The 25,840-nt window shown below is 63.4% G+C and carries 25 protein-coding genes; 19 read left to right on the forward strand and 6 right to left on the reverse strand.

Going from position 1 to position 25,840, the window contains the following annotated elements:
* Positions 1-4: 4 nt before the first annotated feature.
* From VSR72_RS40335 to VSR72_RS40420, 18 genes are all read left to right on the forward strand, one after another.
* Positions 5-1,258 carry an NADH-quinone oxidoreductase subunit D gene (locus tag VSR72_RS40335; RefSeq protein ID WP_342957775.1) on the forward strand — a complete coding sequence of 418 codons (1,254 nt, stop codon included), beginning with the start codon at positions 5-7 and terminating at the stop codon, positions 1,256-1,258.
* A 154-nt stretch (positions 1,259-1,412) separates the two neighbouring features.
* Positions 1,413-1,898, forward strand: a complete 486-nt coding sequence (gene nuoE, locus VSR72_RS40340) for an NADH-quinone oxidoreductase subunit NuoE (RefSeq protein ID WP_342957776.1) — start codon at positions 1,413-1,415, stop codon at positions 1,896-1,898.
* The gene (nuoF, locus tag VSR72_RS40345; RefSeq protein WP_158757388.1) at positions 1,895-3,223 is read left to right on the forward strand and encodes an NADH-quinone oxidoreductase subunit NuoF; all 1,329 of its coding nucleotides are present in this window, start codon (positions 1,895-1,897) and stop codon (positions 3,221-3,223) included. The genes nuoE and nuoF overlap by 4 nt, the downstream gene beginning before the upstream one ends.
* A 103-nt stretch (positions 3,224-3,326) precedes the next feature.
* Positions 3,327-5,660 (forward strand): NADH-quinone oxidoreductase subunit NuoG, encoded by a 2,334-nt coding sequence (gene nuoG, locus VSR72_RS40350; RefSeq protein WP_342957777.1) that lies wholly within the window; start codon positions 3,327-3,329, stop codon positions 5,658-5,660.
* The gene (gene nuoH / locus VSR72_RS40355; protein ID WP_342957778.1) at positions 5,661-6,725 is read left to right on the forward strand and encodes an NADH-quinone oxidoreductase subunit NuoH; all 1,065 of its coding nucleotides are present in this window, start codon (positions 5,661-5,663) and stop codon (positions 6,723-6,725) included. It begins immediately after the preceding gene.
* 15 nt (positions 6,726-6,740) lie between these two features.
* Positions 6,741-7,229, forward strand: coding sequence for an NADH-quinone oxidoreductase subunit NuoI (nuoI, locus tag VSR72_RS40360; RefSeq protein ID WP_254357569.1), 489 nt, complete (start codon positions 6,741-6,743; stop codon positions 7,227-7,229).
* Positions 7,230-7,404: 175 nt separating this feature from the next.
* Positions 7,405-8,091: an NADH-quinone oxidoreductase subunit J gene (locus VSR72_RS40365; RefSeq protein WP_342957779.1), complete on the forward strand. Its 687-nt coding sequence runs from the start codon at positions 7,405-7,407 to the stop codon at positions 8,089-8,091.
* A gap of 17 nt (positions 8,092-8,108) precedes the next feature.
* Entirely contained in the window at positions 8,109-8,414 is a 306-nt protein-coding gene (gene nuoK / locus VSR72_RS40370) for an NADH-quinone oxidoreductase subunit NuoK (RefSeq protein WP_006052894.1), read from the forward strand.
* A 14-nt stretch (positions 8,415-8,428) separates the two neighbouring features.
* Entirely contained in the window at positions 8,429-10,492 is a 2,064-nt protein-coding gene (gene nuoL, locus VSR72_RS40375) for an NADH-quinone oxidoreductase subunit L (RefSeq protein ID WP_342957780.1), read from the forward strand.
* Positions 10,493-10,516: 24 nt separating this feature from the next.
* Positions 10,517-12,016 (forward strand): NADH-quinone oxidoreductase subunit M, encoded by a 1,500-nt coding sequence (locus tag VSR72_RS40380; protein WP_342957781.1) that lies wholly within the window; start codon positions 10,517-10,519, stop codon positions 12,014-12,016.
* A 24-nt stretch (positions 12,017-12,040) separates the two neighbouring features.
* On the forward strand, positions 12,041-13,513 hold the full coding sequence (nuoN, locus tag VSR72_RS40385) for an NADH-quinone oxidoreductase subunit NuoN (protein ID WP_342957782.1): 1,473 nt from the start codon (positions 12,041-12,043) through the stop codon (positions 13,511-13,513).
* Positions 13,513-13,815 carry a DUF2818 family protein gene (locus VSR72_RS40390; protein ID WP_342957783.1) on the forward strand — a complete coding sequence of 101 codons (303 nt, stop codon included), beginning with the start codon at positions 13,513-13,515 and terminating at the stop codon, positions 13,813-13,815. The genes nuoN and VSR72_RS40390 overlap by 1 nt, the downstream gene beginning before the upstream one ends.
* Positions 13,816-13,933: 118 nt before the next feature.
* A complete protein-coding gene (locus tag VSR72_RS40395; RefSeq protein ID WP_342957784.1) occupies positions 13,934-14,524 on the forward strand; it encodes an NUDIX hydrolase in 591 nt (196 codons plus the stop codon).
* A gap of 214 nt (positions 14,525-14,738) precedes the next feature.
* A complete protein-coding gene (locus VSR72_RS40400) occupies positions 14,739-15,173 on the forward strand; it encodes a DUF1178 family protein (protein ID WP_342957785.1) in 435 nt (144 codons plus the stop codon).
* 67 nt (positions 15,174-15,240) lie between these two features.
* On the forward strand, positions 15,241-16,449 hold the full coding sequence (locus VSR72_RS40405; protein WP_342957786.1) for an acyl-CoA dehydrogenase family protein: 1,209 nt from the start codon (positions 15,241-15,243) through the stop codon (positions 16,447-16,449).
* A gap of 11 nt (positions 16,450-16,460) precedes the next feature.
* Positions 16,461-17,588, forward strand: coding sequence for an acyl-CoA dehydrogenase (locus tag VSR72_RS40410; RefSeq protein ID WP_342957787.1), 1,128 nt, complete (start codon positions 16,461-16,463; stop codon positions 17,586-17,588).
* Positions 17,589-17,625: 37 nt separating this feature from the next.
* Positions 17,626-18,096 carry a MaoC family dehydratase gene (locus VSR72_RS40415; RefSeq protein ID WP_342957788.1) on the forward strand — a complete coding sequence of 157 codons (471 nt, stop codon included), beginning with the start codon at positions 17,626-17,628 and terminating at the stop codon, positions 18,094-18,096.
* A gap of 14 nt (positions 18,097-18,110) precedes the next feature.
* Positions 18,111-18,563, forward strand: a complete 453-nt coding sequence (locus VSR72_RS40420) for a MaoC family dehydratase (RefSeq protein ID WP_342957805.1) — start codon at positions 18,111-18,113, stop codon at positions 18,561-18,563.
* Positions 18,564-18,641: 78 nt separating this feature from the next.
* On the opposite strand, the gene VSR72_RS40425 is transcribed toward VSR72_RS40420, so the two are convergent.
* The 6 genes from VSR72_RS40425 to VSR72_RS40450 all read right to left on the reverse strand — a co-directional run bounded on the left by VSR72_RS40425 (position 18,642) and on the right by VSR72_RS40450 (position 25,064).
* Positions 18,642-19,343 (reverse strand): glutathione binding-like protein, encoded by a 702-nt coding sequence (locus VSR72_RS40425; RefSeq protein WP_342957789.1) that lies wholly within the window; start codon positions 19,341-19,343, stop codon positions 18,642-18,644.
* 136 nt (positions 19,344-19,479) lie between these two features.
* On the reverse strand, positions 19,480-20,739 hold the full coding sequence (locus VSR72_RS40430) for an acyl-CoA dehydrogenase family protein (protein WP_342957790.1): 1,260 nt from the start codon (positions 20,737-20,739) through the stop codon (positions 19,480-19,482).
* Positions 20,740-20,814: 75 nt separating this feature from the next.
* Positions 20,815-21,933: a phosphotransferase gene (locus VSR72_RS40435; RefSeq protein ID WP_342957791.1), complete on the reverse strand. Its 1,119-nt coding sequence runs from the start codon at positions 21,931-21,933 to the stop codon at positions 20,815-20,817.
* Positions 21,934-21,975: 42 nt separating this feature from the next.
* Positions 21,976-22,695 carry a histidine phosphatase family protein gene (locus tag VSR72_RS40440; protein WP_342957792.1) on the reverse strand — a complete coding sequence of 240 codons (720 nt, stop codon included), beginning with the start codon at positions 22,693-22,695 and terminating at the stop codon, positions 21,976-21,978.
* A gap of 21 nt (positions 22,696-22,716) precedes the next feature.
* Entirely contained in the window at positions 22,717-23,505 is a 789-nt protein-coding gene (locus VSR72_RS40445) for an enoyl-CoA hydratase (RefSeq protein WP_342957793.1), read from the reverse strand.
* Positions 23,502-25,064, reverse strand: coding sequence for a 3-hydroxyacyl-CoA dehydrogenase (locus VSR72_RS40450; RefSeq protein WP_342957794.1), 1,563 nt, complete (start codon positions 25,062-25,064; stop codon positions 23,502-23,504). Before VSR72_RS40450 ends, VSR72_RS40445 begins: the two co-directional genes overlap by 4 nt.
* 108 nt (positions 25,065-25,172) lie before the next feature.
* Here VSR72_RS40450 and VSR72_RS40455 point away from each other — a divergent pair, with 108 nt between their 5' ends.
* Positions 25,173-25,814, forward strand: a complete 642-nt coding sequence (locus VSR72_RS40455; protein WP_342957795.1) for a glutathione S-transferase — start codon at positions 25,173-25,175, stop codon at positions 25,812-25,814.
* Positions 25,815-25,840 lie beyond the last annotated feature (26 nt).

Genomic DNA, 25,840 nt, shown 5'->3' on the forward strand with positions numbered 1-25,840 from the left:
TCGCATGTCAGAGATCAAGAACTACACGCTCAACTTCGGCCCGCAGCACCCGGCAGCGCACGGTGTGCTGCGCCTCGTGCTGGAGCTCGACGGTGAAGTGATCCAGCGCGCCGATCCGCACATCGGCCTGCTGCATCGCGCGACGGAAAAGCTTGCCGAGAGCAAGACGTTCATCCAGTCGGTGCCGTACATGGACCGTCTCGACTACGTGTCGATGATGGTCAACGAGCACGGCTATGTGATGGCCATCGAAAAGCTGCTCGGTATCGAAGTGCCGATCCGCGCAAAGTACATCCGCGTGCTGTTCGACGAAGTCACGCGCGTGCTGAACCACCTCATGTGGATCGGCTCGCACGCACTCGACGTCGGCGCGATGGCGGTGTTCCTCTACGCGTTCCGCGAGCGCGAAGACCTGATGGACGTCTACGAGGCGGTGTCGGGCGCGCGCATGCACGCGGCTTACTATCGTCCGGGCGGCGTGTACCGCGATCTGCCTGACGCCATGCCGCAATACAAGGCGTCGAAGATCCACAACGAGAAGGCGCTCGCCCGCATGAACGAGGCGCGCCAGGGCTCGGTGCTGGACTTCATCGACGACTTCTTCACGCGTTTCCCCGGTTGCGTCGACGAGTACGAAACACTGCTTACCGACAACCGTATCTGGAAGCAACGTCTGGTCGGCATCGGCGTGGTGAGCCCCGAGCGCGCCATGCAGCTCGGCCTCACGGGCGCGATGCTGCGCGGTTCGGGCATCGAGTGGGACCTGCGCAAGAAGCAGCCGTACGAAGTCTACGACCAGATGGACTTCGACATTCCGGTGGGCGTGAACGGCGACTGCTACGACCGCTATCTCGTGCGCGTCGAAGAAATGCGCCAGTCCACTCGCATCGCGAAACAGTGCATTGAGTGGCTGCGCAGGAATCCCGGCCCTGTGATGATCGACAATCACAAGGTTGCGCCGCCCTCGCGCGTGAACATGAAGTCGAACATGGAAGAGCTGATTCACCACTTCAAGCTCTTCACGGAAGGCTTCCATGTGCCGGAAGGCGAGGCATACGCTGCCGTCGAACATCCGAAGGGTGAATTCGGCATCTACCTGGTGTCAGATGGCGCGAACAAGCCTTATCGTCTGAAGATCCGTGCGCCGGGTTATGCCCACCTGTCCGCGCTCGATGAAATGGCGCGTGGGCACATGATTGCCGACGCGGTCACGATCATCGGCACACAGGACATCGTGTTCGGTGAAATCGACCGCTAGGTAGCAAACTGCCGGTGCGCTCCGCATGAGCGGGGCGTGCGGCGAAATACCGGGAACGCCAAGACTGTCGCAGCGAGCAGGAATGCGCAACGCGCTGCAGGAGTTTGTCTGGCGGGAATTGAAACGGTAGGAATTGAAAGAGTCGTGTCTGAAAATGATCTCAGCTGAAGGCCTGAAAGAAATCGATCGCGCGTTGACGAAGTACCCCGCCGATCAACGACAGTCCGCCGTGATGGCGGCGTTGGCCGTGGCTCAAGAAGAGCATGGCTGGCTGTCCCCCGAAATCATGCAGTTCGTGGCCGACTACATCGGCATGCCGCCTGTCGCGGTGCAGGAAGTCGCCACGTTCTACACGATGTTCGAGACGAGGCCCGTCGGCAAGCACAAGATCACGCTCTGCACGAATCTGCCGTGCCAGCTCGGCCCGGAAGGCGGCTCGGAGAGCGCCGCCGAATACCTGAAGCAGAAGCTCGGTATCGACTTCGGCGAAACCACGTCCGACGGCAAGTTCACCTTGAAAGAAGGTGAGTGCATGGGCGCGTGCGGCGATGCACCGGTGATGCTCGTGAACAATCATCGCATGTGCAGCTTCATGAGCCGCGAGAAGATCGACCAGCTGCTCGAGGAGCTTTCGAAATGACTTCGTTGCACGACCGTCACATCAAACCGCTGATTCTCGCGGGCCTCAATGGCGAGAACTGGCATCTCGAAGACTACGTCGCGCGCGGCGGCTACAAGCAGCTGCGCCGTATTCTCGAAGAAAAGATTCCGCCCGAGCAGGTGATCGCCGACGTGAAGGCGAGCGGTCTGCGCGGCCGCGGCGGCGCGGGCTTCCCGACCGGCCTGAAGTGGAGCTTCATGCCGCGTCAGTTCCCGGGGCAGAAGTATCTCGTCTGCAACTCGGACGAGGGCGAACCGGGCACGTTCAAGGACCGCGACATCCTGCGCTGGAATCCGCATAGCGTGATCGAAGGCATGGCCATCGGCGCGTACGCGATGGGCATCACCGTGGGCTACAACTACATCCACGGCGAGATTTTCGAGGTGTATCGCCGCTTCGAGGCAGCGCTTGAAGAAGCGCGCCAGGCGGGCTATCTCGGCGACAACATTCTCGGCACGGACTTCTCGTTCCAGCTGCACGCGCACCATGGTTATGGCGCGTACATCTGCGGCGAGGAAACCGCGCTGCTCGAGTCGCTCGAAGGCAAGAAGGGCCAGCCGCGCTTCAAGCCGCCTTTCCCGGCGAGCTTCGGCGTGTACGGCAAGCCTACGACGATCAACAATACCGAGACTTTCGCCGCGGTGCCGTTCCTGCTGACCGTGGGTCCGCAGACGTATATGGAACTCGGCAAGCCGAACAATGGCGGCACGAAGATCTTCTCGATCTCGGGCGACGTGGAGCGTCCGGGCAACTACGAGATTCCGCTCGGCACCCCGTTCGCTACGCTCATGGAGCTGGCCGGCGGCGTGCGCGGCGGCAAGAAGCTCAAGGCCGTGATTCCGGGCGGCTCGTCGGCGCCGGTCATTCCGGGCGACCTGATGATGCAGACGGACATGGACTATGACTCCATCGCCAAGCAGGGCTCGATGCTCGGCTCGGGCGCGGTCATCGTCATGGACGAAACGCGTTGCATGGTGCGCTCGCTGTTGCGCCTCTCGTACTTCTATTACGAAGAGTCGTGCGGCCAGTGCACACCGTGCCGCGAAGGCACGGGCTGGCTGTATCGCGTGGTGAACCGCATCGAGCACGGCGAAGGCCGCCAGGAGGACCTGGACTTGCTGAACTCGGTGGCGGGCAACATCATGGGCCGCACGATCTGCGCGCTCGGCGACGCAGCGGCCATGCCGGTGCGCGGCATGCTGAAGCACTACTGGGACGAATTCGAATATCACGTGCACAACAAGCGGTGTCTCGTCGGCGGTCATGCCGGCTCGCACGCGGCCTCGGAAACGGTGGCCGCCTGACGGCGAGTAAGGACAGCGCGTTGTGTGCGAACCGCGTAGCACGACGCAACGGGGAATGCCGCTGTGAAATTGAGCGGTAACAGGTTAGGGACGATTAACCATCATGGTTGAACTTGAAATAGACGGCAAGAAGGTGGCGGTGCCCGAGGGCAGCATGGTGATCCAGGCTGCTCAGCGCGTGGACACGTACATCCCGCACTTCTGCTATCACAAGAAGCTGTCCATCGCGGCCAACTGCCGGATGTGTCTCGTCGATGTCGAGAAGATGCCGAAGGCCGTGCCCGCGTGCGCGACGCCGGTGTCCCAAGGCATGGTCGTGCGCACCATGTCGGACAAGGCCGTGCAGGGTCAGCAAGCCGTGATGGAATTCCTGCTGATCAACCACCCGCTCGATTGCCCGATCTGCGATCAGGGCGGTGAATGCCAGCTTCAGGATCTGGCCGTTGGTTACGGCAAGTCCGCCTCGCGCTACAGCGAAGAAAAGCGCGTGGTGTTCCACAAGAACGTCGGTCCGCTCATCTCGATGGAAGAGATGTCGCGCTGCATTCACTGCACGCGCTGCGTGCGCTTCGGCGACGAAATTGCCGGCGTGATGGAACTCGGCATGCTCGGCCGCGGCGAGCACTCGGAAATCACCTCGTTCGTCGGCAAGACGGTCGACTCGGAACTCTCGGGCAACATGATCGACCTGTGCCCGGTCGGCGCGCTCACGAGCAAGCCGTTCCGCTTCTCGGCGCGTACGTGGGAACTGTCGCGCCGCAAGTCGGTGAGCCCACACGACGCGACGGGTGCGAACCTCGTCGTGCAGGTGAAGAACAACCGCGTGATGCGCGTGCTGCCGTTCGAGAACGAATCCATCAACGAATGCTGGATCTCGGACAAGGACCGTTTCTCGTACGAAGGCCTGAACAGCGAAGACCGTCTCACGCGCCCGATGATCAAGCAGGGCGGCGAGTGGATCGAGACCGACTGGCAGACCGCGCTGGAATACGTCGTGAAGGGCATCAAGGGCATTTGCGACGAGCACGGCGAGAACCAGCTCGCGCTGCTCGCGAGCCCGCACAGCACGCTCGAAGAACTCTATCTCGCGAAGCAATTTGCAGATGCGATCGGCACGCCGAACGTCGACTTCCGCCTGCGCCAGAGCGACTTCTCGGCGCCGCTGGAAGGCGCGCCGTGGCTCGGCACGAAGATCGCAGAACTCTCGTACGCTGATTCGGCGTTCGTGATCGGCTCGTTCCTGCGCCGCGACCACGCGCTGTTCGCCGCGCGTCTGCGCCAGGCTGCGAAGGGCGGCGCACAGGTATCGTTCCTCAACGTCACGGCCGATGGTTCGCTGATCCCGAACGCGCAGCGCATCGTTGCCGCGCCTTCGGCATGGCTCGACGAACTCGCGGCAATCGCTGCGGCGGTTGCGCAAGCGAAGGGTGTTGCGCTGCCGGAAGGCTTCGCGGGCGCACAAGCCACGGAAGCTGCGAAGCAGGTTGCCGCATCGCTCGCGAGCGGCGAGCGCCGCTACGTGCTGCTCGGCAACGCCGCGGTCCAGCATCCGGAGTTCTCGCGCCTGCACGCAGCCGCGCAGTTCATCGCCGAAACGACGGGCGCGACGCTTGGCTTCCTCACGGAAGCGGCCAACTCGGTCGGCGCGCATATCGCCGGCGCATTGCCGGGCCGCGATGGCCTGAATGCACGCGAAGCGTTCGAGCAGCCGCGCAAGGGTTATCTGCTGTTCAACGTCGAGCCGGAATTCGATACGGCGAACCCGGCCGCTGCGCGCGCTGCGCTCGCGCAGGCCGAAATGGTCGCCGTGTTCTCGCCGTACAAAACCGGCCTCGACTACGCGGACGTGCTGCTGCCCGTCGCGCCGTACACGGAAACCTCGGGCACGTTCATCAACGCCGAAGGGACGGCTCAGACCTTCAATGGCGTCGTGCGCCCGCTCGGCGACACGCGCCCGGCATGGAAGGTCCTGCGCGTGCTCGGCAACCTGCTGGGCGCCAAGGGCTTCGAGTACGACACCGCCGACGAAGTGCGCCGCAAGGCGCTCGGCGACGGCAGCTTCGAAGGCCGCCTGTCGAACAAGGCCGGCACCCCGGTTGCGCGCGGCAGCCTCGCGAAGGCCGCGGAAGGCCGCTTCGAGCGCATCGCCGACGTGCCGATTTACCACGCCGATCAAATCGTGCGCCGCGGCGAAGCGCTGCAGCTCACCATGGCTGCCCGCGTGGCGAACGCGATCGGCCTGCCGGCGGCATACTTCGACCAGCTCGGCTTGAAGGAAGGCGACGCCGTGCGCGTGCGCCAGGGCGATCTGTCGGTCACGGCGCCCGCAACGCGCGATGCGAATCTTGCGCCGACGGTGGTGCGCGTGTCGGCGGCGACGCCGGCCGGTGCGCAACTCGGCAGCCTGTTCGGTGAACTGCTGGTGGAGAAGGCGTAAATGAGCTTGTTCGATACGATCAATGCAGGCGGCAGCCAGCTGCTCGGCGTGGCATGGCCCACCGTCTGGGCGCTGGTGCGCATTCTCGTCGTCGCGGTGGTGATCCTGCTGTGCGTCGCGTACCTGATCCTCTGGGAGCGCAAGCTGATCGGCTGGATGCACGTGCGTCTCGGTCCGAACCGCGTGGGCCCCGCAGGTCTCTTGCAGCCGATCGCCGACGTGCTGAAGCTGCTGCTCAAAGAAGTCATTCAGCCCGCGCAGGCTAGCCGCTGGATCTACATGGTCGCGCCGATCATGGTGGTGGTGCCGGCCTTTGCGGTCTGGGCGGTGATTCCGTTCCAGGCGGGCGCGGTGCTTGGCGACATCAACGCCGGTCTGCTCTACGCCATGGCGATCTCGTCGATCGGCGTGTACGGCGTGATTCTCGCGGGCTGGGCCTCGAACTCGAAGTACGCGTTCCTGGGCGCGATGCGTGCCGCGGCGCAGATGGTGTCGTACGAAATTTCGATGGGCTTCGCGCTCGTCGTCGTGCTGATGGTGTCGGGCAGCCTGAATCTTTCGGTGATCGTCGAAGGCCAGATGCGCGGCATGTTCGCGAACTGGGGCATCACGTTCCTCTCGTGGAACTGGCTGCCGCTCCTGCCGATGTTCGTCGTCTACTTCATCTCGGGCATTGCAGAAACGAACCGCCACCCGTTCGACGTGGTGGAAGGGGAGTCGGAAATCGTCGCGGGTCACATGATCGATTACTCGGGTATGGCGTTCGCGCTGTTCTTCCTCGCCGAGTACATCAACATGATCGTGATCTCGGCGCTCGCCTCGGTGCTGTTCCTTGGCGGCTGGAGCGCCCCGTTCGCGTTCCTCGACTTCATCCCGGGCGTGTTCTGGCTCGTGCTGAAGGTCTTCTGCCTGCTGTCGATCTTCATCTGGGCCCGCGCGACGTTCCCGCGCTATCGCTATGACCAGATCATGCGTCTGGGCTGGAAGGTGTTCATTCCGGTGTGCATCGTGTGGCTGATCGTGGTCGGCTTCTGGTACATGTCGCCGTTGAGCATCTGGAAATAAGGGGCGAACACAACCATGAACGCTATCCAAAACTTCTTCAAGACGTTTTTCCTGACCGAGCTGCTCAAGGGGCTCGCGCTGACGGGGCGTTACGCCTTCAAGCGCAAGTTCACGGTGCAGTTCCCGGAAGAAAAGACGCCTATGTCCCCGCGTTTTCGGGGTTTGCACGCGCTGCGCCGCTATGAAAATGGTGAAGAGCGCTGCATCGCGTGCAAGCTGTGCGAGGCCGTGTGCCCCGCGCTCGCGATCACGATCGAATCGGAAGTGCGCGAGGACAACACGCGCCGCACGACGCGTTACGACATCGACCTGACCAAGTGCATCTTCTGCGGTTTCTGCGAAGAGAGCTGCCCGGTCGACTCGATCGTCGAAACGCACATTCTCGAGTATCACGGCGAGAAGCGCGGCGATCTGTATTTCACGAAGGATATGCTGCTGGCCGTTGGCGATCGCTATGAAGCGCAGATCGCAGCGAACAAGGCAGCGGATGCACCGTACCGTTGATCTTTCAGTTTGACGCTGCATCGGCCCGCGGTTCGGGCCGGCTGTGGGGAACGCGTGTGCTGAACACCCGCGCTTTACCGCAGCCTGACCGCCGCGGCGCGACGCTCCCTGGTCTGGCCGCCAGTCTGCGCCGCGCAATCCGCCTCACGAAGGCCTCAACGATGAACCAGTAATCATGGAATTCACGACCGTCCTGTTCTACATCTTCGCGCTGCTGCTCACGCTGTCAGGGCTGAAGGTGATCACTTCGCGCAATCCTGTCGCGTCTGCGCTCTTCCTCGTGCTCGCGTTTTTCAACGCGGCCGCGATCTGGATGCTGCTCGAGGCCGAATTCCTCGCGATCCTGCTGGTGCTCGTCTACGTGGGCGCGGTGATGGTGCTGTTCCTGTTCGTGGTGATGATGCTGGACATCAACATCGACGTGCTGAGCCGCGACTTCAAGCGCTTCATCCCGGTGGCGACCATCGTGGGCGCGATCATCGTGGTCGAAACGGCACTGATCCTGTGGCACGGCTACGGTGCGACGAGCACGCCGGTGCCCGACACCACGCCGGCTGCGGCCGCTGCGATCTCGAACGCGCACCTGATCGGCAAGATCATCTACACCGACTACATCTTCGCCTTCGAAGTCGCCGGCCTCGTGTTGCTGGTGGCGATCGTCGCGGCCATCGCGCTGACCGTGCGCGAGCCGAAGGACTCGAAGCGCCAGGACGTGTCGAAGCAGGTCAGCGTGCGTCGCCAGGACCGCGTGCGCCTCGTTAAGATGCAAGCCGTCGTGGAAGTGCCGGAGCCGGCCGAACCGGCGGCCGAGGCCGCCCCTGCGGCAGGCGCGGCCCCGGCCGCACCGGCAACGAAGAGCTAAGCGCGAAGGAGCGAACCATGCTGACACTGGCCCATTACCTCGTCCTCGGCGCGATCCTCTTTGCGATCTCGATCGTTGGTATTTTTCTCAATCGGCGCAACGTCATCATCATCCTGATGGCGATTGAGCTGATGTTGTTGGCGGTGAACACGAACTTCGTCGCGTTCTCGCATTATCTAGGTGACGTTCACGGACAGATTTTCGTGTTCTTCGTGCTAACAGTTGCGGCAGCGGAAGCAGCAATTGGTCTGGCTATTCTTGTGACCCTGTTCCGCAGCCTCGACACGATCAATGTCGAGGATCTCGATCAGCTCAAAGGCTAAGGCAGGCTGACTATATGGCAACGACACTAAACGAAACCCTGTTGCTGGCGATCCCGCTGGCACCCCTCGCGGGCTCTTTAATCGCCGGTCTCTTCGGCAAGTCGGTGGGCCGCGCGGGCGCGCACACTGTAACCATTCTTGGCGTCGCGATTGCGTTCGTGCTTTCGTGCATCACGTTGTTCGACGTGATGGGCGGCGCGAGCTTCAATGCGACTGTCTACGAATGGATGTCGGTTGGCGGCCTGAAGTTCGAAGTCGGCTTCCTCATCGACTCGTTGACCGCGCTCATGATGGTCGTCGTGACCTTCGTGTCGCTGATGGTCCACATCTACACGATCGGCTACATGGCGGAAGAAGAGGGTTACCAGCGCTTCTTCTCGTACATCGCGCTCTTCACGTTCTCGATGCTGATGCTCGTGATGAGCAACAACTTCCTGCAGCTGTTCTTCGGCTGGGAAGCAGTGGGTCTCGTTTCGTACCTGCTGATCGGCTTCTACTTCAAGCGTGAAAGCGCCATCTACGCGAACATGAAGGCGTTCCTCGTGAACCGCGTGGGCGACTTCGGCTTCCTGCTCGGTATTGGCCTGCTGCTCGCTTACGGCGGCTCGCTGAACTACAACGACGTGTTCGCGAAGGGCCATGAAATCGCCGCGCTGACGTTCCCGGGCACCTCGTGGAGCCTGCTCACCGTTGCGTGTATCTGCCTCTTCATCGGCGCGATGGGTAAGTCGGCGCAGTTCCCGCTGCACGTGTGGCTCCCGGACTCGATGGAAGGCCCGACGCCGATCTCCGCGCTGATTCACGCGGCAACCATGGTGACGGCCGGTATCTTCATGGTCGCGCGCATGTCGCCGCTGTTCGAACTGTCGGAAGCCGCGCTGTCGTTCATCGTCGTGATCGGTGCCATTACCGCGCTGTTCATGGGCTTCCTTGGCGTCGTGCAAAACGACATCAAGCGCGTGGTCGCTTACTCCACGCTCTCGCAACTCGGTTACATGACGGTGGCGCTCGGCGTCTCGGCGTACCCGGTCGCGATCTTCCACCTGATGACGCACGCGTTCTTCAAGGCGCTGCTGTTCCTTGGCGCGGGTTCGGTCATCATCGGCATGCACCACGACCAGGACATGCGCAACATGGGCGGCCTGCGCAAGTACATGCCCATTACGTGGATCACCTCGCTCGTCGGTTCGCTCGCGCTGATCGGCACGCCGTTCTTCTCGGGCTTCTACTCGAAGGACTCGATCATCGACGCCGTGAAGCTCTCGCACCTGCCGGGTTCGGGCTTTGCCTACTTCGCGGTGGTCGCCAGCGTGTTCGTCACGGCGCTGTACTCGTTCCGCATGTACTTCCTCGTGTTCCACGGTGAAGAGCGCTTCCGCGGTCCGAAGCATCCGGAATCGCCGATGGCGATCGAAGCGGCTAATGCTGCCCACAGCGGCCACGGCGATCATGGCCACGGCCACGACGAACACCACGTGCACGTGCCGCACGAGTCGCCGTGGGTCATCTGGGTGCCGCTCGTCCTGCTCGCGATTCCTTCGGTGATCGCCGGTGCGTTCGCAATCCAGCCGCTGCTCTTCGGTGACTTCTTCTCGCATGGCGTGGCGTTCCAGAACGTCATCTTCGTTGGCGAGAACCACGAAGCGCTCACGGAAATGGGCAAGGAATTCCAGGGCTGGGCCGCGATGGGCGCGCATGCGTTCTCGGGTCTGCCGGTGTGGCTCGCACTCGCGGGTGTGGTGGTGGCGTGGTTCTTCTACATGAAGCGCCCGGAACTGCCGGCCGTCGTGTCGCGCACGTTCTCGCCGGTCTACAAGCTGCTGGCAAACGCGTATTACCTCGACAAGATCAACGAAATCGTCTTCGCTCGCGGAGCGGTCGCGATCGGTCGCGGTCTGTGGAAGGAGGGCGATGTCGTCGTGATCGACGGCGTCGTAAACGGGAGCGCCAAGTTTATCGGCTGGTTTGCAACTGTCATTCGTTTCCTGCAATCCGGCTATATCTATCACTACGCATTTGCCATGATCATTGGCATGCTTGGCCTCCTTACCCTTTTTGTAACGCTCGGCGGCAAATAAGGCTAAAAAAAGGCGAGGAAACGCATGCACGCAACTCCGATTCTCAGTATTGCGATCTGGATGCCGATCGTTTTCGGCATCATCGTTCTTGTAGTGGGTTCCCGTCGGAACCCGAGTGCGGACCGCTGGCTCGCACTCATCGGTTCGGTGCTTAGTTTCCTCGTCACCATTCCGCTCGTTACGGGCTTCGATACGTCCACGGCTTCCCTGCAATTCGAAGAGAAGTCGGTCTGGATCGAGCGGTTCAATATTGCGTATCACCTGGGCGTCGACGGCATCGCGATGTGGTTCGTCGTGCTCACGGCGCTCATTACCGTGATCGTCGTGATCGCGGGCTGGCAGGTCATCACGAAGAACGTCGCGCAGTATTACGCGTCGTTCCTCATCCTGTCGGGCATCATGATCGGCGTTTTCTGCGCCGCGGACGGTCTGCTGTTCTACGTGTTCTTCGAAGCCACACTCATTCCGATGTACATCATCATCGGCGTGTGGGGCGGACCGAACCGCGTGTACGCTGCGTTCAAGTTCTTTCTCTACACGCTGGCCGGCTCGCTGCTGATGCTGGTTGCGTTGCTGTACCTGTACCGTATTACCGGGACCTTCGACCTCGCCACCTGGCAGGCCGCGAAGATCGCCATGACGCCGCAGATTCTGCTATTCGTCGCGTTCTTCTTCGCCTTCGCCGTCAAGGTGCCGATGTGGCCGGTCCACACGTGGTTGCCGGACGCGCACGTCGAAGCGCCCACGGGCGGCTCGGTCGTGCTGGCCGCGATCATGCTGAAGCTCGGTGCGTACGGTTTTCTGCGTTTCTCGCTGCCGGTCACACCGGACGCGAGTCACTACCTGGCGCCGGTCATCATCACGTTGTCGCTGATCGCTGTGATCTACATCGGCCTCGTGGCGATGGTGCAGGCGGACATGAAGAAGCTGGTCGCGTATTCGTCGATTGCCCACATGGGTTTCGTCACGCTCGGCTTCTTTATGTTCGGCCCTTCGAGCCAGCTCGCGATGGAAGGCGGGATCATCCAGATGATTTCGCACGGTTTCGTCTCGGGCGCCATGTTCCTGTGCATCGGCGTGCTGTATGACCGTATGCACACACGCGATATCGCGGATTACGGCGGTGTGGTCAACACCATGCCGAAGTTCGCGGCGCTGGTCATGCTGTTCGCCATGGCCAATTGCGGTCTGCCGGGCACCTCTGGATTCGTCGGTGAATTCATGGTGATTCTGGCGGCCGTGCAGTACAACTTCTGGATCGCTTTCGGGGCGGCGTTCACGCTGATCCTGGGTGCGGCCTATACGTTGTGGATGTACAAGCGGGTGTACTTCGGCGCTGTTGCGAACGACCACGTTCGCGAGCTGAAGGACATCGGCAGTCGCGAATACTTCATGCTTGCAGTGCTCGCGCTGTTTACGCTTTTCATGGGCATCTACCCGAAGCCCTTTACCGATGTGATGCACGTTTCCGTGGAAAACCTCCTCTCCCACGTCGCAGTGTCGAAACTGCCGCTGTCACAGTAATACCGAGCGGAGGAACAAAAGATCATGCCAAACGCCCCTTTGAACGCTCTGCTACCCGACGCGCTGGTGATGACCGGCCTCGTCGTCGCGTGGCTCAACGACACGTTCACCGGCCCTTCGGGCCGTCGCACGACCTATTTCATCGCGCTGCTGACCACGGTCATAGCCGGTATCTGGTTTGCGGTGAACGCGTTCGATCCGCACGTGTACTACTACTTCACGCGGATGTATGTGATCGATCCGTTCGCGAGCGCGATGAAGTCGGTGGTCACGCTCGGCTACGCCGTGTCGATCGTGTACTCGCGCAAGTACCTCGAAGACCGCGACATGTTCCGGGGCGAGTTCTTCCTCCTTGGCATGTTCTCGCTGCTCGGCCAGATCACGATGATCTCGGGCAACAACTTCCTCACGCTGTACCTTGGCCTCGAGCTGATGTCGCTCTCGCTCTACGCGCTCATCGCACTGCGTCGTGACGCGGCGCAGTCGAACGAAGCGGCCATGAAGTACTACGTGCTGGGTGCGCTCGCTTCGGGCTTCCTGCTCTACGGCATCTCGATGCTGTACGGCGCGACCGGCTCGCTCGAACTGAACGAAGTGTTCAAGGCAGTGGCGTCGGGCCACATCAACGACATCGTCCTGTTGTTCGGCGTGGTGTTCATCGTCGCCGGCGTGGCGTTCAAGATGGGCGCGGTGCCGTTCCACATGTGGGTGCCAGACGTCTATCAAGGCGCGCCCACGGCCATGACGCTGCTCACCGGCGGCGGCCCGAAGGTCGCGGCATTCGCCTGGGCCGTGCGCTTCCTCGTGATGGGCCTGCTGCCGCTCGCAGTGGACTGGCAAGAGATGCTGATCATCCTCGCCGCGCTTTCGATGATCGTGGGCAACATCACGGGTATCGTGCAGCGCAACGTCAAGCGTATGCTCGCGTACTCGGCCATTTCGAACATGGGCTTCGTGCTGCTCGGCCTGCTCGCCGGTATCGTCGACAACAAGGCGACGGGCGCGGCCAGCGCATACAGCTCGGCCATGTTCTACAGCATCGTCTACCTGATCACGACGCTCGGCGCGTTCGGCGTCGTCATGCTGCTCTCCCGCCGCGATTTCGAAGCGGAAACGATCGACGACTTCAAGGGTCTGAATCAGCGCAACCCGGTGTTCGCGTTCGTCATGATGCTCATGATGTTCTCGCTCGCGGGCATTCCGCCGACCGTCGGCTTCTATGCGAAGCTCGCCGTGCTCGAAGCGACCATGAACGCTGGCCTCACGTGGCTCGCCGTGCTTGCCGTGATCACGTCGCTGTTCGGCGCGTTCTACTACCTGCGTATCGTCAAGCTGATGTACTTCGACGCACCGCAGGACGAAGCACCGATCGAGAGCCACGCATGCAACCGCGCGCTGCTCACGCTCAACGGCGTGGCGGTGCTGGTGCTGGGCATCATCCCGGGCCCGCTGATGTCGATCTGCCTGCAGGCAGTTACGCATACGCTGCCGCTCTAATGTCGGCAGCGGGCTGGTTCATTGTGCTGTTGGCGCTCGCGGGCGCCAACCTGCCGTTCCTCAACCAGCGATTGTTCGGCGTCGTGGCGCTTCGCGCACCCAAGAAGAGTGCGTGGATTCGCATCGCTGAAATGATCGTGCTGTATTTTGTGGTCGGTACGTTCGGCTTCCTGCTGGAGGCGCGCGCCGGCAATCGTTTTGACCAGGGCTGGCAGTTCTACGCGATCACCTTCAGTCTTTTTGTCGTGTTCGCGTTTCCCGGCTTCACCTGGCAATATCTCCTCAAACGCCGCCCGGCGTAATGCGCGCGTAGCCGGCCCGCGGTCGGCACGCGCCGTGCGACCCGCTGTATGGCCGGTTTCACTTCCCGCGGCGCGCCCGCGGCTTCCCGATTTTTTCTGAGCACCCACGAGGCTGACTATGGCTGAACATCATCAACACGACCCGGCGCTCGCCGAGACGTGCGTGGAAAGCACGACGCTCTACGCGGGCAATTTCCTGACCCTCAAGCGCGACACCGTTGCCTTGCCGGACGGCAAGCACGCGACGCGCGAGTTCGTTCAGCATCCCGGTGCGGTGATGGTGATCCCGCTGTTCGACGACGGCCGCGTGCTGATGGAGCGCCAGTACCGCTATCCGCTCTCGCGCGTGATGACGGAATTCCCGGCCGGCAAGCTCGATCCGCAGGAAGGTGCGCTCGCGTGCGCGATCCGCGAACTCAAGGAAGAGACCGGCTATACGGCGCGCGAATATATCTATCTCGCGCAGATCCATCCCGTGATTTCGTACTCGACCGAGTTCATCGACATCTACCTCGCGCGCGGGCTGACCGCAGGCGCGGCGCAACTCGATGACGGCGAGTTTCTCGAGACCTTCACGGCGACGGTCCCCGAACTGCTCGAATGGGTGCGCACGGGCAAGATCACCGACGTGAAGACGATCATCGGCACGTTCTGGCTCGAAAAAGCATTGTCGGGCGCGTGGCCGCTCGCGAAGGCAGAGCAGGGTTGACACGCTAGCCTGCGCAGCGCATTCCGAATCAACGGCGGCCCTCGTGGCCGCCGTTGTCGCTTCTGCGCATGAAAGCACCTTCAGCGCGCCCGCCCCAGCGGCGCTACAATCGAACCCCCGGGAAAATCCCCGGTGGCCGGCCGCAGGAATTTTTTCGAACGGTCGTTCACAAATTTACGATTTGCGCTAAACTCATCGCAAGCCTCGATTCCCCATGAAGGTCCTCGATTTACAGTGTCCAGACGGCCATCGGTTTGAAGGCTGGTTCGCATCGGTTGACGATTTCGAGTCGCAACTGTCCCGCAAGCTGGTCGAATGTCCGATGTGCGGCGCCACTCATGTGACCCGCTTGCCGTCCGCGCCCCGGTTGAACCTGTCCGGTGCGAGCGAAATGCCGAAAGCGTCGCCGCAAGAGCAGGCGGCGCAATGGCAGGCGCATGCGATGCGTGTAATCCGCGAGGTCCTGGACAAGACGGAGAACGTTGGCGACCGTTTCGCCGAGGAGGCGCGGCGCATTCACTACAACGAAGCGCCGTCGCGCAACATCCGTGGAGTCGCTTCTGCGGAAGATGCGCAAGCTCTCGTCGAAGAAGGCATCGATGTGATGCCGCTGCCGGTTCCGGCCGCGCTGAAGGGTCCGCTGCAGTAAAGCCAGGCGGGTCTTCGCCGCGGCGCGGGGAACGCTCCGCACCGGCCGCGGCCAGGAGACTTAGCGCATGGATCTGGACTACACCCCCGCTGACGACGCATTTCGCGCCGAAATCCGCGCCTGGCTCGAGGCCAATCTGCCTCAAGCGATGCGCGACAAGGTTCTCAACCACAAACGCCTCTCGCGCGACGACATCGCCAACTGGCACAAGCTGCTAGGGAAGAAGGGCTGGTCCGCACCTGCATGGCCCGCAGAGTGGGGCGGCCCCGGCTGGACTGAAGCGCAACGCCATATCTGGGACGCCGAGTGCGGCCGCATCGGCGCGCCGCCCGTCCTGCCGTTCGGCGTGTCGATGGTCGCGCCCGTGCTCATGAAGTACGGCAACGAGGCGCAAAAGCGCCGCTATCTTCCGCGCATTCTCTCCGGTGACGACTGGTGGTGCCAGGGCTACTCCGAGCCGGGTTCGGGTTCCGACCTCGCGTCGCTTCGTACCCGCGCCGTTCTTGTCAAAAGCGGGGAGGGCGATCACTACGTCGTGAACGGCCAGAAGACCTGGACCACGCTCGGCCAGTACGCCGACATGATGTTCTGCCTCGTGCGCACCGATCCCGCCGCCAAGAAGCAGGAAGGCATCTCGTTCCTCCTCATCGACATGAAGACGCCCGGCATCACCGTGCGTCCGATCATCACGCTCGATGAAGACCATGAGGTCAACGAAGTATTTTTCGAAGACGTGAAGGTGCCGGTCGAGAATCTCGTCGGCGAAGAGAACCGCGGCTGGACCTATGCGAAGTATCTGCTCGGTCACGAGCGCACGGGCATCGCGCGCGTGGGCGCGTCGAATCGCGAGCTCGTGTTTCTCAAGGGCGTCGCGCTCAAGCAGAAGAAGCATGGTAAGCCGCTGCTCGAAGATCCCGTGTTCGCAGCGCGTGTGGCCGCCGTCGAAATCGAGCTGATGGCGCTCGAAGTGACCGCCGAGCGCGTGATCGCCAGCGCGTCCAACGGTCGCGGCCCCGGTCCGGAAGCGTCGATGCTCAAGATCAAGGGCACGGAGATCCAGCAGGCGCTGACCGAGCTGATGGTCGATGCCATCGGCCCGCTCGCGGCGGCGTTCGATCCGGCTTTCCTCGAGGGCGAGCACGAACACGCGGCAGGCGGCGACGACGACGCGGCCCCGCTCGCGGCGTACTACTTCAACTATCGCAAGACGTCGATCTACGGCGGGTCGAACGAAATTCAGAAGAACATCATCTCGCAGATGATTCTGGGGATTTGAGGAGCGGCGCAATGAACTTCAATTTCACCGAAGAGCAACAGCAACTCGCCGACGCGCTGCGTCGCTATCTCGACAAGAACTACGGCTTCGAAGCGCGCCAGGCGATCGTGAAGACCCCTGCTGGCGTATCGGACCAACACTGGAATGCGTTCGCCGAACTCGGCCTGACCGCATTGCCGGTGCCGGCGGAACAGGGCGGCTTCGATGGCGCGCCGTTCGACATGCTTGTCGTCATGCAGGAGTTGGGCCGGGCGCTCGTGATCGAGCCGTACTGGGCAACTGCGGTGGGTGTCGAGGCGCTCAAGCTCGCGGGCGGCGTGGCCGATCCGGAAAACGCCGCGCTGCTCGAACGCGTGGCTTCGGGCGAGATCAAGCTCGCCGCCGCCTTCCACGAGCCGCAGTCGCGCTACGACCTGTTCTCGCTGGAAACGCAGGTGAAGGAAACCGGCGACGGCTTTGCGCTTACCGGCACGAAGTCGGTCGTGCAGCACGGCGCCCAGGCCGACTATTGGATCGTGCCGGCGCGGGCTGCGGGCGAGGTGGCGCTCTTCGTCGTCGCGCGCGATGCGACGGGTGTCGAGGTGAGCGACTATCGCACGATCGACGGCCAGCGTGCCGCGACCTTGACCTTCAAGGAAGCACAAGCGCGCCGTCTTGGCGATGCACACACCGGCGCGGCGACGTGGGAGAAGATTGCCGACTACGCCACGTTCCTGCTGTGCGCGGAAGCGGTAGGTGCAATGGACGCGCTGAACCACGCGACCGTCGAATACACGAAAACGCGTCAGCAGTTTGGTGTGCCGATTGCGCGCTTCCAGGCGCTGCAGCACCGCATGGCGGAGATGCTGATCCACGCGGAGCAGGCCCGTTCGCTGACTTACCTCGCCGCTGCGCTATACAGTAGCGAGTCAGCCGACGAGCGCCGTCGTGCGATCTCGGCGGCGAAGGTGCGCGTGGGGCAGGCGGCGCGCTTCATCGGCCAGCAAGCCGTGCAGTTGCACGGCGGCATGGGCGTCACCAACGAAGTGGCGGCAGCGCATCTCTTCAAGCGTCTTGCGATCATCGAAACGACGCTCGGTGATGTCGATCATCACCTTGAACGCTTCGCGTCGCTGCCCGGTTTCGCGCAGGCGGCGTAACGCGTGAGGCAGCAAGCAACATCAGCGGAGAATACGGATGGGAGTGAGTTACGAAGACCTGGAAGTGGGCAAGCGCTATGTGATCGGTTCCCACACGTTTGAGCGCGACGAGGTGGTGCATTTCGCGGAGCAGTTCGATCCGCAGCCGTTTCACTTGAGCGAAGCCGCTGGCGAGGCGTCGATGTTCGGCGGCCTCGTCGCGAGTGGCTGGCATACCTGCTCGGTCATGATGGGCATGCTCGTGCGCAATTTCCTCAAGGGCTCGACGTCGATGGGCTCGCCTGGCGTCGACGAGATCCGCTGGCTCAAGCCCACGCGCGTGGGCGACACGCTCACGATGACGAACGCGATCCTGAGCAAGCGCGTTTCGGCGAGCAAGCCCGATCGCGGGATCGTCGAAACGCAGTGGGAAGGGCACAACCAGCACGGCGAACTGATCGTGACCGTGCGTTCGAAGGCGCTCTTTGGCCTTCGTAATCCACAAAATTCGCCGGGGAGCGCATCGTGAGCGAAAGCGACGTCATGCAAATAGCCGACGCGGCGGCGTTGCGCGCGCTGGTCGGCGCGGGGCCGCTCGTGAGCGGCTGGCGCGAGGTGAGCGAGGCGGACGTGCACGGTTTTGCCGACGCCACGGGCGACCATCAGTGGATCCACATCGACGCGGAACGTGCGCGCCGCGAGTCGCCGTTCGGCGGCCCGATTGCGCACGGCTTTCTCACGCTTTCGCTGATTCCTGTGCTCCTCGGAGCAACGCTGCACATGCGCCAGCGCATGGGCGTGAACTACGGGCTTAACCGCGTGCGCTTTACGCAACCGGTGCCCGTGGGCGCGAAGGTGCGTGCACGTATCGCGGTGAAGGAAGTGAGCGACGTGGAAGGCGGCGGCGTGCAGGTCGTGTGGGATGTGAGCATCGAACGCGAAGGCAGCGAGCGGCCCGCGTGCGTGGCCGAGTTCATCACGCGGCATTACTTCTAAGGTTGTTGCGTGCTCAACAAAAAGGGGCGCTCCGCTGCAAGCGGGCGCCCCTTAATTTTTGCCTGCGCTTCAGCGCAATCAGTGCTTTGCGTATTGCGTAGCGCCGAACAGCATTTCCTTGGCTTTGTCGTCCATCAGCGGCTTGCGCGCATTCGCAAGTACTTCCACGCCGCGCTTGACCGCCGGCCGCGCCGCGATCGTTTCATGCCAGCGCTTCACGTTGGGCAGCGAGTCGAGATCGATGCCCTGGTTCTGCCAGGAGCGCGTCCACGGGAAAGCGGCAATATCCGCGATGGTGTACTCGTCGCCGGCCAGATACTCGGTCTTTTCCAGCTGCGTTTCCATCACGTTGTAGAGGCGTTTCGCTTCGTTCGTGTACCGATTGACCGCGTAGTCGATCTTCTCGGGCGCGTAGATGCGGAAGTGGTGCGCCTGGCCGAGCATGGGGCCGAGTCCGCCCATCTGGAACATCACCCACTGGAGCACGTCGTAGCGTGCGGCGAGGTCCTCAGGCATGAAGCGGCCCGTTTTCGCGGCGAGATAGATCAGGATCGCGCCTGACTCGAACAGCGAAAACGGCTGGCCGTCGGCGCGGTGCGGGCCTTCGGAGTCGGTAATCGCGGGGATCTTGTTGTTCGGGCTGATGGCGAGAAATTCGGCCTTGAACTGGTCGCCCGCACCGATATCGACCGGATGCACCCGGTATTCGAGCCCGGTTTCCTCGAGCATGATATGGACTTTGTGACCGTTCGGCGTGGCCCAGCTGTAGACGTCGATCATCGTGGCTCCTTGGCACCCTGAAAGAAGGCGTCGCCATACTCTGGACAGGCAGCCGCGACGCCGGATCTGGCGCAAATTAGCATAGATCGGCGTCGCTCGCAGAGGGCGCACGAGCGCCCCTGTTGCGCTTGTGGACTTACGAGCGCGTGACCGGCATTTCCACGCGCGAGGCCGCGCCCGCGTCCATATGGCGCGCGAGTTCGAGCTTGGCGATGGCGTTGCGGTGCACTTCGTCGGGGCCGTCCGCGAAGCGCAGCGTGCGCGCCGAGGCGTACGAGTAGGCGAGCGGAAAGTCACCGCTCACGCCCGCCGCGCCGTGCACCTGCATCGCCCAGTCGATCACCTGGCAGGCCATGTTCGGCGCGACCACCTTGATCATGGCGATCTCGCCGCGCGCGCCCTTGTTGCCGACGGTGTCCATCATGTATGCGGTCTTGAGCGTGAGCAGGCGCGCCTGTTCGATCATGCAGCGCGCTTCTGCAATGCGCTCCTGCGTGACGGTCTGCTGCGCCACCGGCTTGCCGAACGCCACGCGCGCGAGGGCGCGCCTGGCCATGAATTCGAGCGCGCGTTCCGCGAGGCCAATCAGTCGCATGCAGTGGTGGATGCGGCCCGGTCCGAGACGCCCTTGCGCGATTTCGAAGCCGCGGCCTTCGCCCAGCAGGATGTTCGACGCGGGCACGCGCACGTTTTCGAGCGTGATTTCCATATGGCCGTGCGGCGCGTCGTCGTAGCCGAACACCGTGAGCGGACGGCGCACGGTGATGCCGGCCGTATCCGAAGGCACGAGGATCATCGACTGTTGAGCGTGGCGCGGTGCATCGGGATCGGTCTTGCCCATCAGGATGTAGATCGCGCAGCGCGGGTCGCCCGCGCCCGAGGACCACCACTTCGTGCCGTTGATCACGTAGTCGTCGCCGTCGCGCTCGATGCGCGTCTGGATGTTCGTCGCGTCCGACGAGGCCACGTCGGGCTCGGTCATCAGAAACGCGGAACGGATCTGGCCTGCCAGCAGCGGCGCGAGCCATTGCTGCTTGTGCGCCTCGCTGCCGTAGCGCTCGATCGTCTCCATGTTGCCGGTGTCGGGAGCGCTGCAGTTGAACACTTCGGGTGCCCAGTGCACGCGGCCCATGATTTCGCACAGCGGCGCGTATTCCAGGTTCGTGAGGCCCGCACCGCGTTCGGAGGCGGGCAGGAACAGGTTCCAGAGTCCGGCCTCGCGCGCCTTCTCCTTCAATTGCTCGACGATTTGCGTGGGCACCCAGGGGTTGCCGTTCGCGCGATTGCGCTCGACTTCCTCGTGGAAGACGGCCTCGTTCGGATAGATGTGTTCGTCGAAGAACGCGAGCAGCTTCTCGCGCAGCGCCTGCACTTTCGGGGAGTAATCGAAATTCATCGGTGACCTCGCAATGCGATGCAGTGACAGTGACAATGAAAAATAAGTCGTTCTCGAATGCGCTTTCGCAAACCCTCAGCGGACCTTCTGCGCGTATTGCCACGCGAGTTCGGCCATGGGCCTCGCGCGGCGGCCTGCGTCGATTGCCTGCGCGCTCGCGGCCGTGCCGTCCACCACGCGCTTCATGATGCCCTGCAGGATCGCCGCGATCCGGAACATGTTGTACGCAAGGTAGAAGTTCCAGTCGCCGCGAATCTCGAGGCCGGTGCGCTCGCAATAGCGCGCGACGTACTGCGCCTCGTCGGGAATGCCGAGCGCCTGCCAGTCGAGCCCGGCAATGCCGCGGAACTGTGCGGGGTCGACGTGCCAGGCCATGCAGTGATATGAGAAGTCCGCGAGCGGGTCGCCGAGCGTGGAGAGCTCCCAGTCGAGCACGGCAAGTACGCGCGGCTCGCTCGGGTGAAAGATCAGGTTGTCGAGCCGGTAGTCGCCATGCACGACCGAGACGCGCGAACCCGCATCGTCCGGCATGTGCTGCGGCAGCCATTCGATCAGGTGATGCATCGCGTCGATACGTTCGGTTTCCGAGGCCTGATACTGGCGGCTCCAGCGATCGATCTGGCGTGCGAAATAATTGCCGGGCTTGCCGTAGTCGGCGAGGCCGACGGCATCGGGCTTCACATTGTGGAGCGCGGCGATCACACGGTTCATCTCGTCGTAGATCGCGCCGTGTTGCTCGCGCGTCATGCCGGGCAACGACTGATCCCAGAGTACGCGGCCCTCGACGAACTCCATCACATAGAACGCGCGTCCGATCACGGCTTCGTCGTCGCAGAGCGCGAGCATCTTCGCAACCGGTACGTCGGTGGCGGCGAGCGCGTCCATCACGCGGTATTCGCGTTCGATCGCGTGCGCAGAGGGCAGCAGTTTCGCCTTGGGTCCAGGCTTTGCGCGCATCACGTAGGTGCGGCCTGGCGTGACGAGCTTGAAGGTCGGGTTCGACTGGCCGCCGGCGAACTGCTCGATCGTGAGCGGGCCTTTGAAGCCTTCCACGTGAGCGGTGAGCCAGGCGCTCAGCGCCTCGGTGTCGAAGCGCTGCCGCTCGGCAACCGGGCGCGTGCCTTCGAACGCCGAGTAGTCGGTGCGCGTTTGCGCGTTCTTTTGCGTGTCTCCATCCGGGGTGGCTTGCGCCATATTCGTCTCCCTTCTCCTGATTCTCCTGTGGGTCGCCGCGCGTCAGCCGTGCGGTCTATAGCGCAGGTATTGCGCGTAAAGCATTTCCATCGTCGTGTTGCGTGTGTCGCGGTGCAGCGGCGAGGGCGGCGCGTAGTTGAGCATGCGCACGACCCAGTCCCGCGGCGCGGCGCCGACATCGAGCGCGTTGATGCAGCCGGTGGCCTGCGCGAGATGGCCGAAGAATGCGCGTCCGCCTGCCGTGATCGCGTGCGAGAGAATCGCGCGGTTCACGCCGCCGTGCAGCACGAGCAGCGCCGTGTCCCACGAAAGATCGTCGCGCAACGCATCCAGCGGCGGCAGTACGCGGTCGAGCAGCTCGCCGATGGTCTCTCCGCCGAGAAAGCGCGTGTCTTCCGGTACGATGCCGTCGAACACGCGCAGGAAGGCGTCTTCGACTTCAGCGGGTGGAATCGCGGCGAGGCGCCCGCCACGAATCTCTTCCCACGCGGGCTGGACTTCAAGTGCGATCGACTGGCCGGTTGCGGCGAGCACGCGCTGCGCGGTCTCGACCGTGCGGCGCAGGCCGCTCACGATCACGCGATCGAAACGCACGCCCTGCAGGGCGAACGCTTCGCCCGCGGCGCTTGCCTGGGCGCGGCCGTTCTCGTTGAGCGGCACGGTGTCCGGGTCGATTGGACGGCCTGTTTCGTCGAAGTAGGTGACGTCGCCGTGCCGCATGACGAACAGGCGGCGGCGCGCGGGCAACTGGTATTCGCTCATGGACGTGGCGCGCAAGCGCATTTACTTGTAGACGGGAGCGCGTTTTTCGAGGAACGCAGTGATGCCTTCGAGCCCGTCGCGGTGATGCAGCGACGCGACGAAACTGTCGCGCTCCGCACCGAGTTGCGCTTCGAGCGGTTGCGTGTCCGCGACGTTCGTCAAACCCTTGATGCGCGCCACTGAATTCGGTGAAATTTTCGCGAGTTCGTCTGCCCAGGCGAGCGCCGTGTCGAGCGCCGTTTGCGGCTTCGCGAGCCGGTTCACGACACCCAGTTCCGCGAGACGCGCCGCGCCGATCGGCTTGCCTTCCACCATCAGCTCGAACGCGAGCGAGCGCGGCAGCGAGCGCGCGAGAAACCACGAGCCGCCGCCATCGGGCGTCAGACCCACGCGCGAATAGGCCATGACGAACTTGGCATCGTCGGCGGCGACGAGCAGGTCGGCGGCGAGCGCGAGCGAGAAGCCCGCGCCGGCGGCGGCGCCTTCGACGGCCGCGATGATCGGCTTGCTCGACTGGCGCATGGCGGTGACCCACGCGGCGAGCATGTCGATGCTGGCGGCCTGCACCGAAGGGTCCTTCGCGCGGTTTTCGAGCAGGCGGTTCAGGTTGCCGCCCGCGCAGAAGAAGTTGTCCGCGCCTGTGAGGACGATCGCGCGCAGCGACGGGTCGCGCTCGGCGGCATCGAAAGCCTCGATGGCTGCGGCGTACATGTCGGGATGCAGCGCGTTGCGTGCGCCGGGGTTCGACAGCGTGAGGACGAGAGTCGATTCGTGGCCCTGCGGGCGGGTGCTGAGGAGTTCGGCGCTCATTGCGGTGCCTCGTTCGATGCGTTGATGTCTGCTGCGTCGGGTTGCGTCAGCGAAAGTCCGAGCTGCGCGCGGCGCGCGAGCCACGGCGACGGGCGATAGCGCGGATCGCCGAGTACGGTGTGGATGTTGCGCAGGATCGTGAGGATCGTGCTTGCGCCCAGCGCGTCGCCGAGCGCGAGCGGGCCGCGCGGATAACCCAGGCCCAGCGTGACCGCGAGGTCGATGTCGCGCGGCGTGGCGATCTGCTTCTGCGCGATGTCGCAGCCGATGTTGACGATTGTCGCGACGATGCGCTGCGCGACGAAGCCCGTCGAGTCGCGGATCACCGTGACCGGCACGCCGTCTGCGGCGAAGAGCGCATGGCCCGCGTCGCGTGCGGCGCGCGTGGTGGCGGGCGTCGTCATCAGCGTGCGGCGCTTCGCGGTGTCGAGCGGGAACAACGTGTCGATGGCGACGACGCGGCTCGCGTCGAGCCCTTCGTCGAGCGCGGCGGTCGTCGCGTCAAGACCGAGCGGCGCGACCACGATCAGCGAGTCGGCGGTGGGCGTATTGCCTTCGTCGACGGGCACGCCCGCTTTCGCGGCGAGCGCGAGCACGGCGTCACGCGCGGCGGTGTTGCGGCGGCTCACCCAGACGCGCGCGGGCAGCACTGTTGGCGATGCGGGCTCGTCGGGCACCTGCTGCTTGCCATCGACATAGCGATAGAAGCCTTCGCCCGCCTTGCGGCCAACCAGGCCGCCCGAAAGCCGCACGCCGGTAATCGGCGAGGGCGTGAAGCGCGGCTCCTCATAGAACTGGTGATAGATCGACTCCATCACCGGATGCGACACATCGAGCGCCGTCAGATCGAGCAGTTCGAACGGTCCGAGGCGAAAGCCCGCCTGCTCGCGCATGATGCGATCGATCTCGACGAAGCTCGCTACGCCTTCGCCCGCCACGCGCAGGCCTTCGGTGTTCATGCCGCGGCCCGCGTGATTGACGATGAAGCCGGGCATGTCCTTCGCGCGCACGGGCGTGTGACCCATGCGGCGCGCGAGCGCCATGAGCGCGTCGCCGGCGGCGGGATCGCTGCGCAGGCCGTCGATCACTTCGACCACCTTCATGAGCGGCACGGGGTTGAAGAAGTGATAGCCGGCAACACGCGACGGATCGCTGCACGCGGCGGCGATGGCGGTAATCGAGAGGGAAGAGGTGTTCGAAACGAGCAGGCAGCGCTCGCTCACGACAGTTTCAAGCTCGCGAAAGAGCGTGCGCTTGGCTTCGAGATTCTCGACGATTGCCTCGACCACGAGATCGCAGACCGCGAGTTCATCGAGCGTGTGCGTGCCGGTCACGCGTTCGAGCGCGGCCCGGGCGGCGGGCTCGTCGAGCTTGCCTTTTGCCGCGAGTTTCGCGAAGGTGTCGGCGAGATAGTCGCGCGCGGCGGCGACCGCCTGCGGGTTCGTGTCGTAGAGGCGCACCGCGAGGCCTGCCTGCGCGGCGATCTGGGCGATGCCGCGGCCCATCGCGCCGGTGCCGACGATGCCGATTGTCTCAATGTTGAAATGATGTGAAGTCATTGGAAGCCTGGCTCCATGATTGGCCTAGAATAGCACGGTCGTACAATTTTATGAAAACGGTTCGGCGGTTTCGGTAAGGGGACTGCCGCTCTCAAGGAGGCAATGAGGATGATCAAGCTGCACGGTTTCGCGCTTTCGAATTACTACAACAAGGTCAAGCTTCTGCTGCTCGAACACGGTATCGAGTTCGAGGAGGTGCCGAACAAGCTGCCGCTCGACGAGGCGCTGCTCGCGCAGTCGCCGGGCGGCAAGGTGCCGTTTATCGAAACGGAGCAGGGATTCTTGTGCGAGTCGGAAGTGATCGTCGAGTATCTGGCGGCGCGCTTTCCGGAGAAGCCTATTTTCGCGGCGGATCCGTGGCAGGCGGCGAAAGAGCGCGAACTCATCGTCTTCATCGAGACGCATCTTGAGCTGAATGCGCGCGAGCTTTACGGCGAAGCGTTCTTCGGCGGCAAGGCGACAGAAGAGGTCAAGGCGACCATGGAAAAGCGCCTGCGCCGCTATGTGGCGGCCTTCAAGCGGATCGCGAAGTTCGCGCCTTTCGTGGCGGGCGAGCAGTTCGGCGTGGCCGATGCAGCGGCGTTCGTGAGCCTGCCGCTCGTGGGCCGCGCGACGCAGGCCGTGTACGGCAGCGATTTCCTCGCCGATGTGGGCATCGACTGGAAGTCGTATATCAAGCTGATCGGCGAGCGTCCCACTGCGCAGCGCGTCAACGCCGACCGCAAGGCCTACATCGAGGCGAACTCGTAAGCGTCGCGGCGTCTTGCACGCCGCTT

It is taken from the genome of Paraburkholderia sp. JHI869, assembly GCF_038900775.1.
GTDB lineage: Bacteria > Pseudomonadota > Gammaproteobacteria > Burkholderiales > Burkholderiaceae > Paraburkholderia.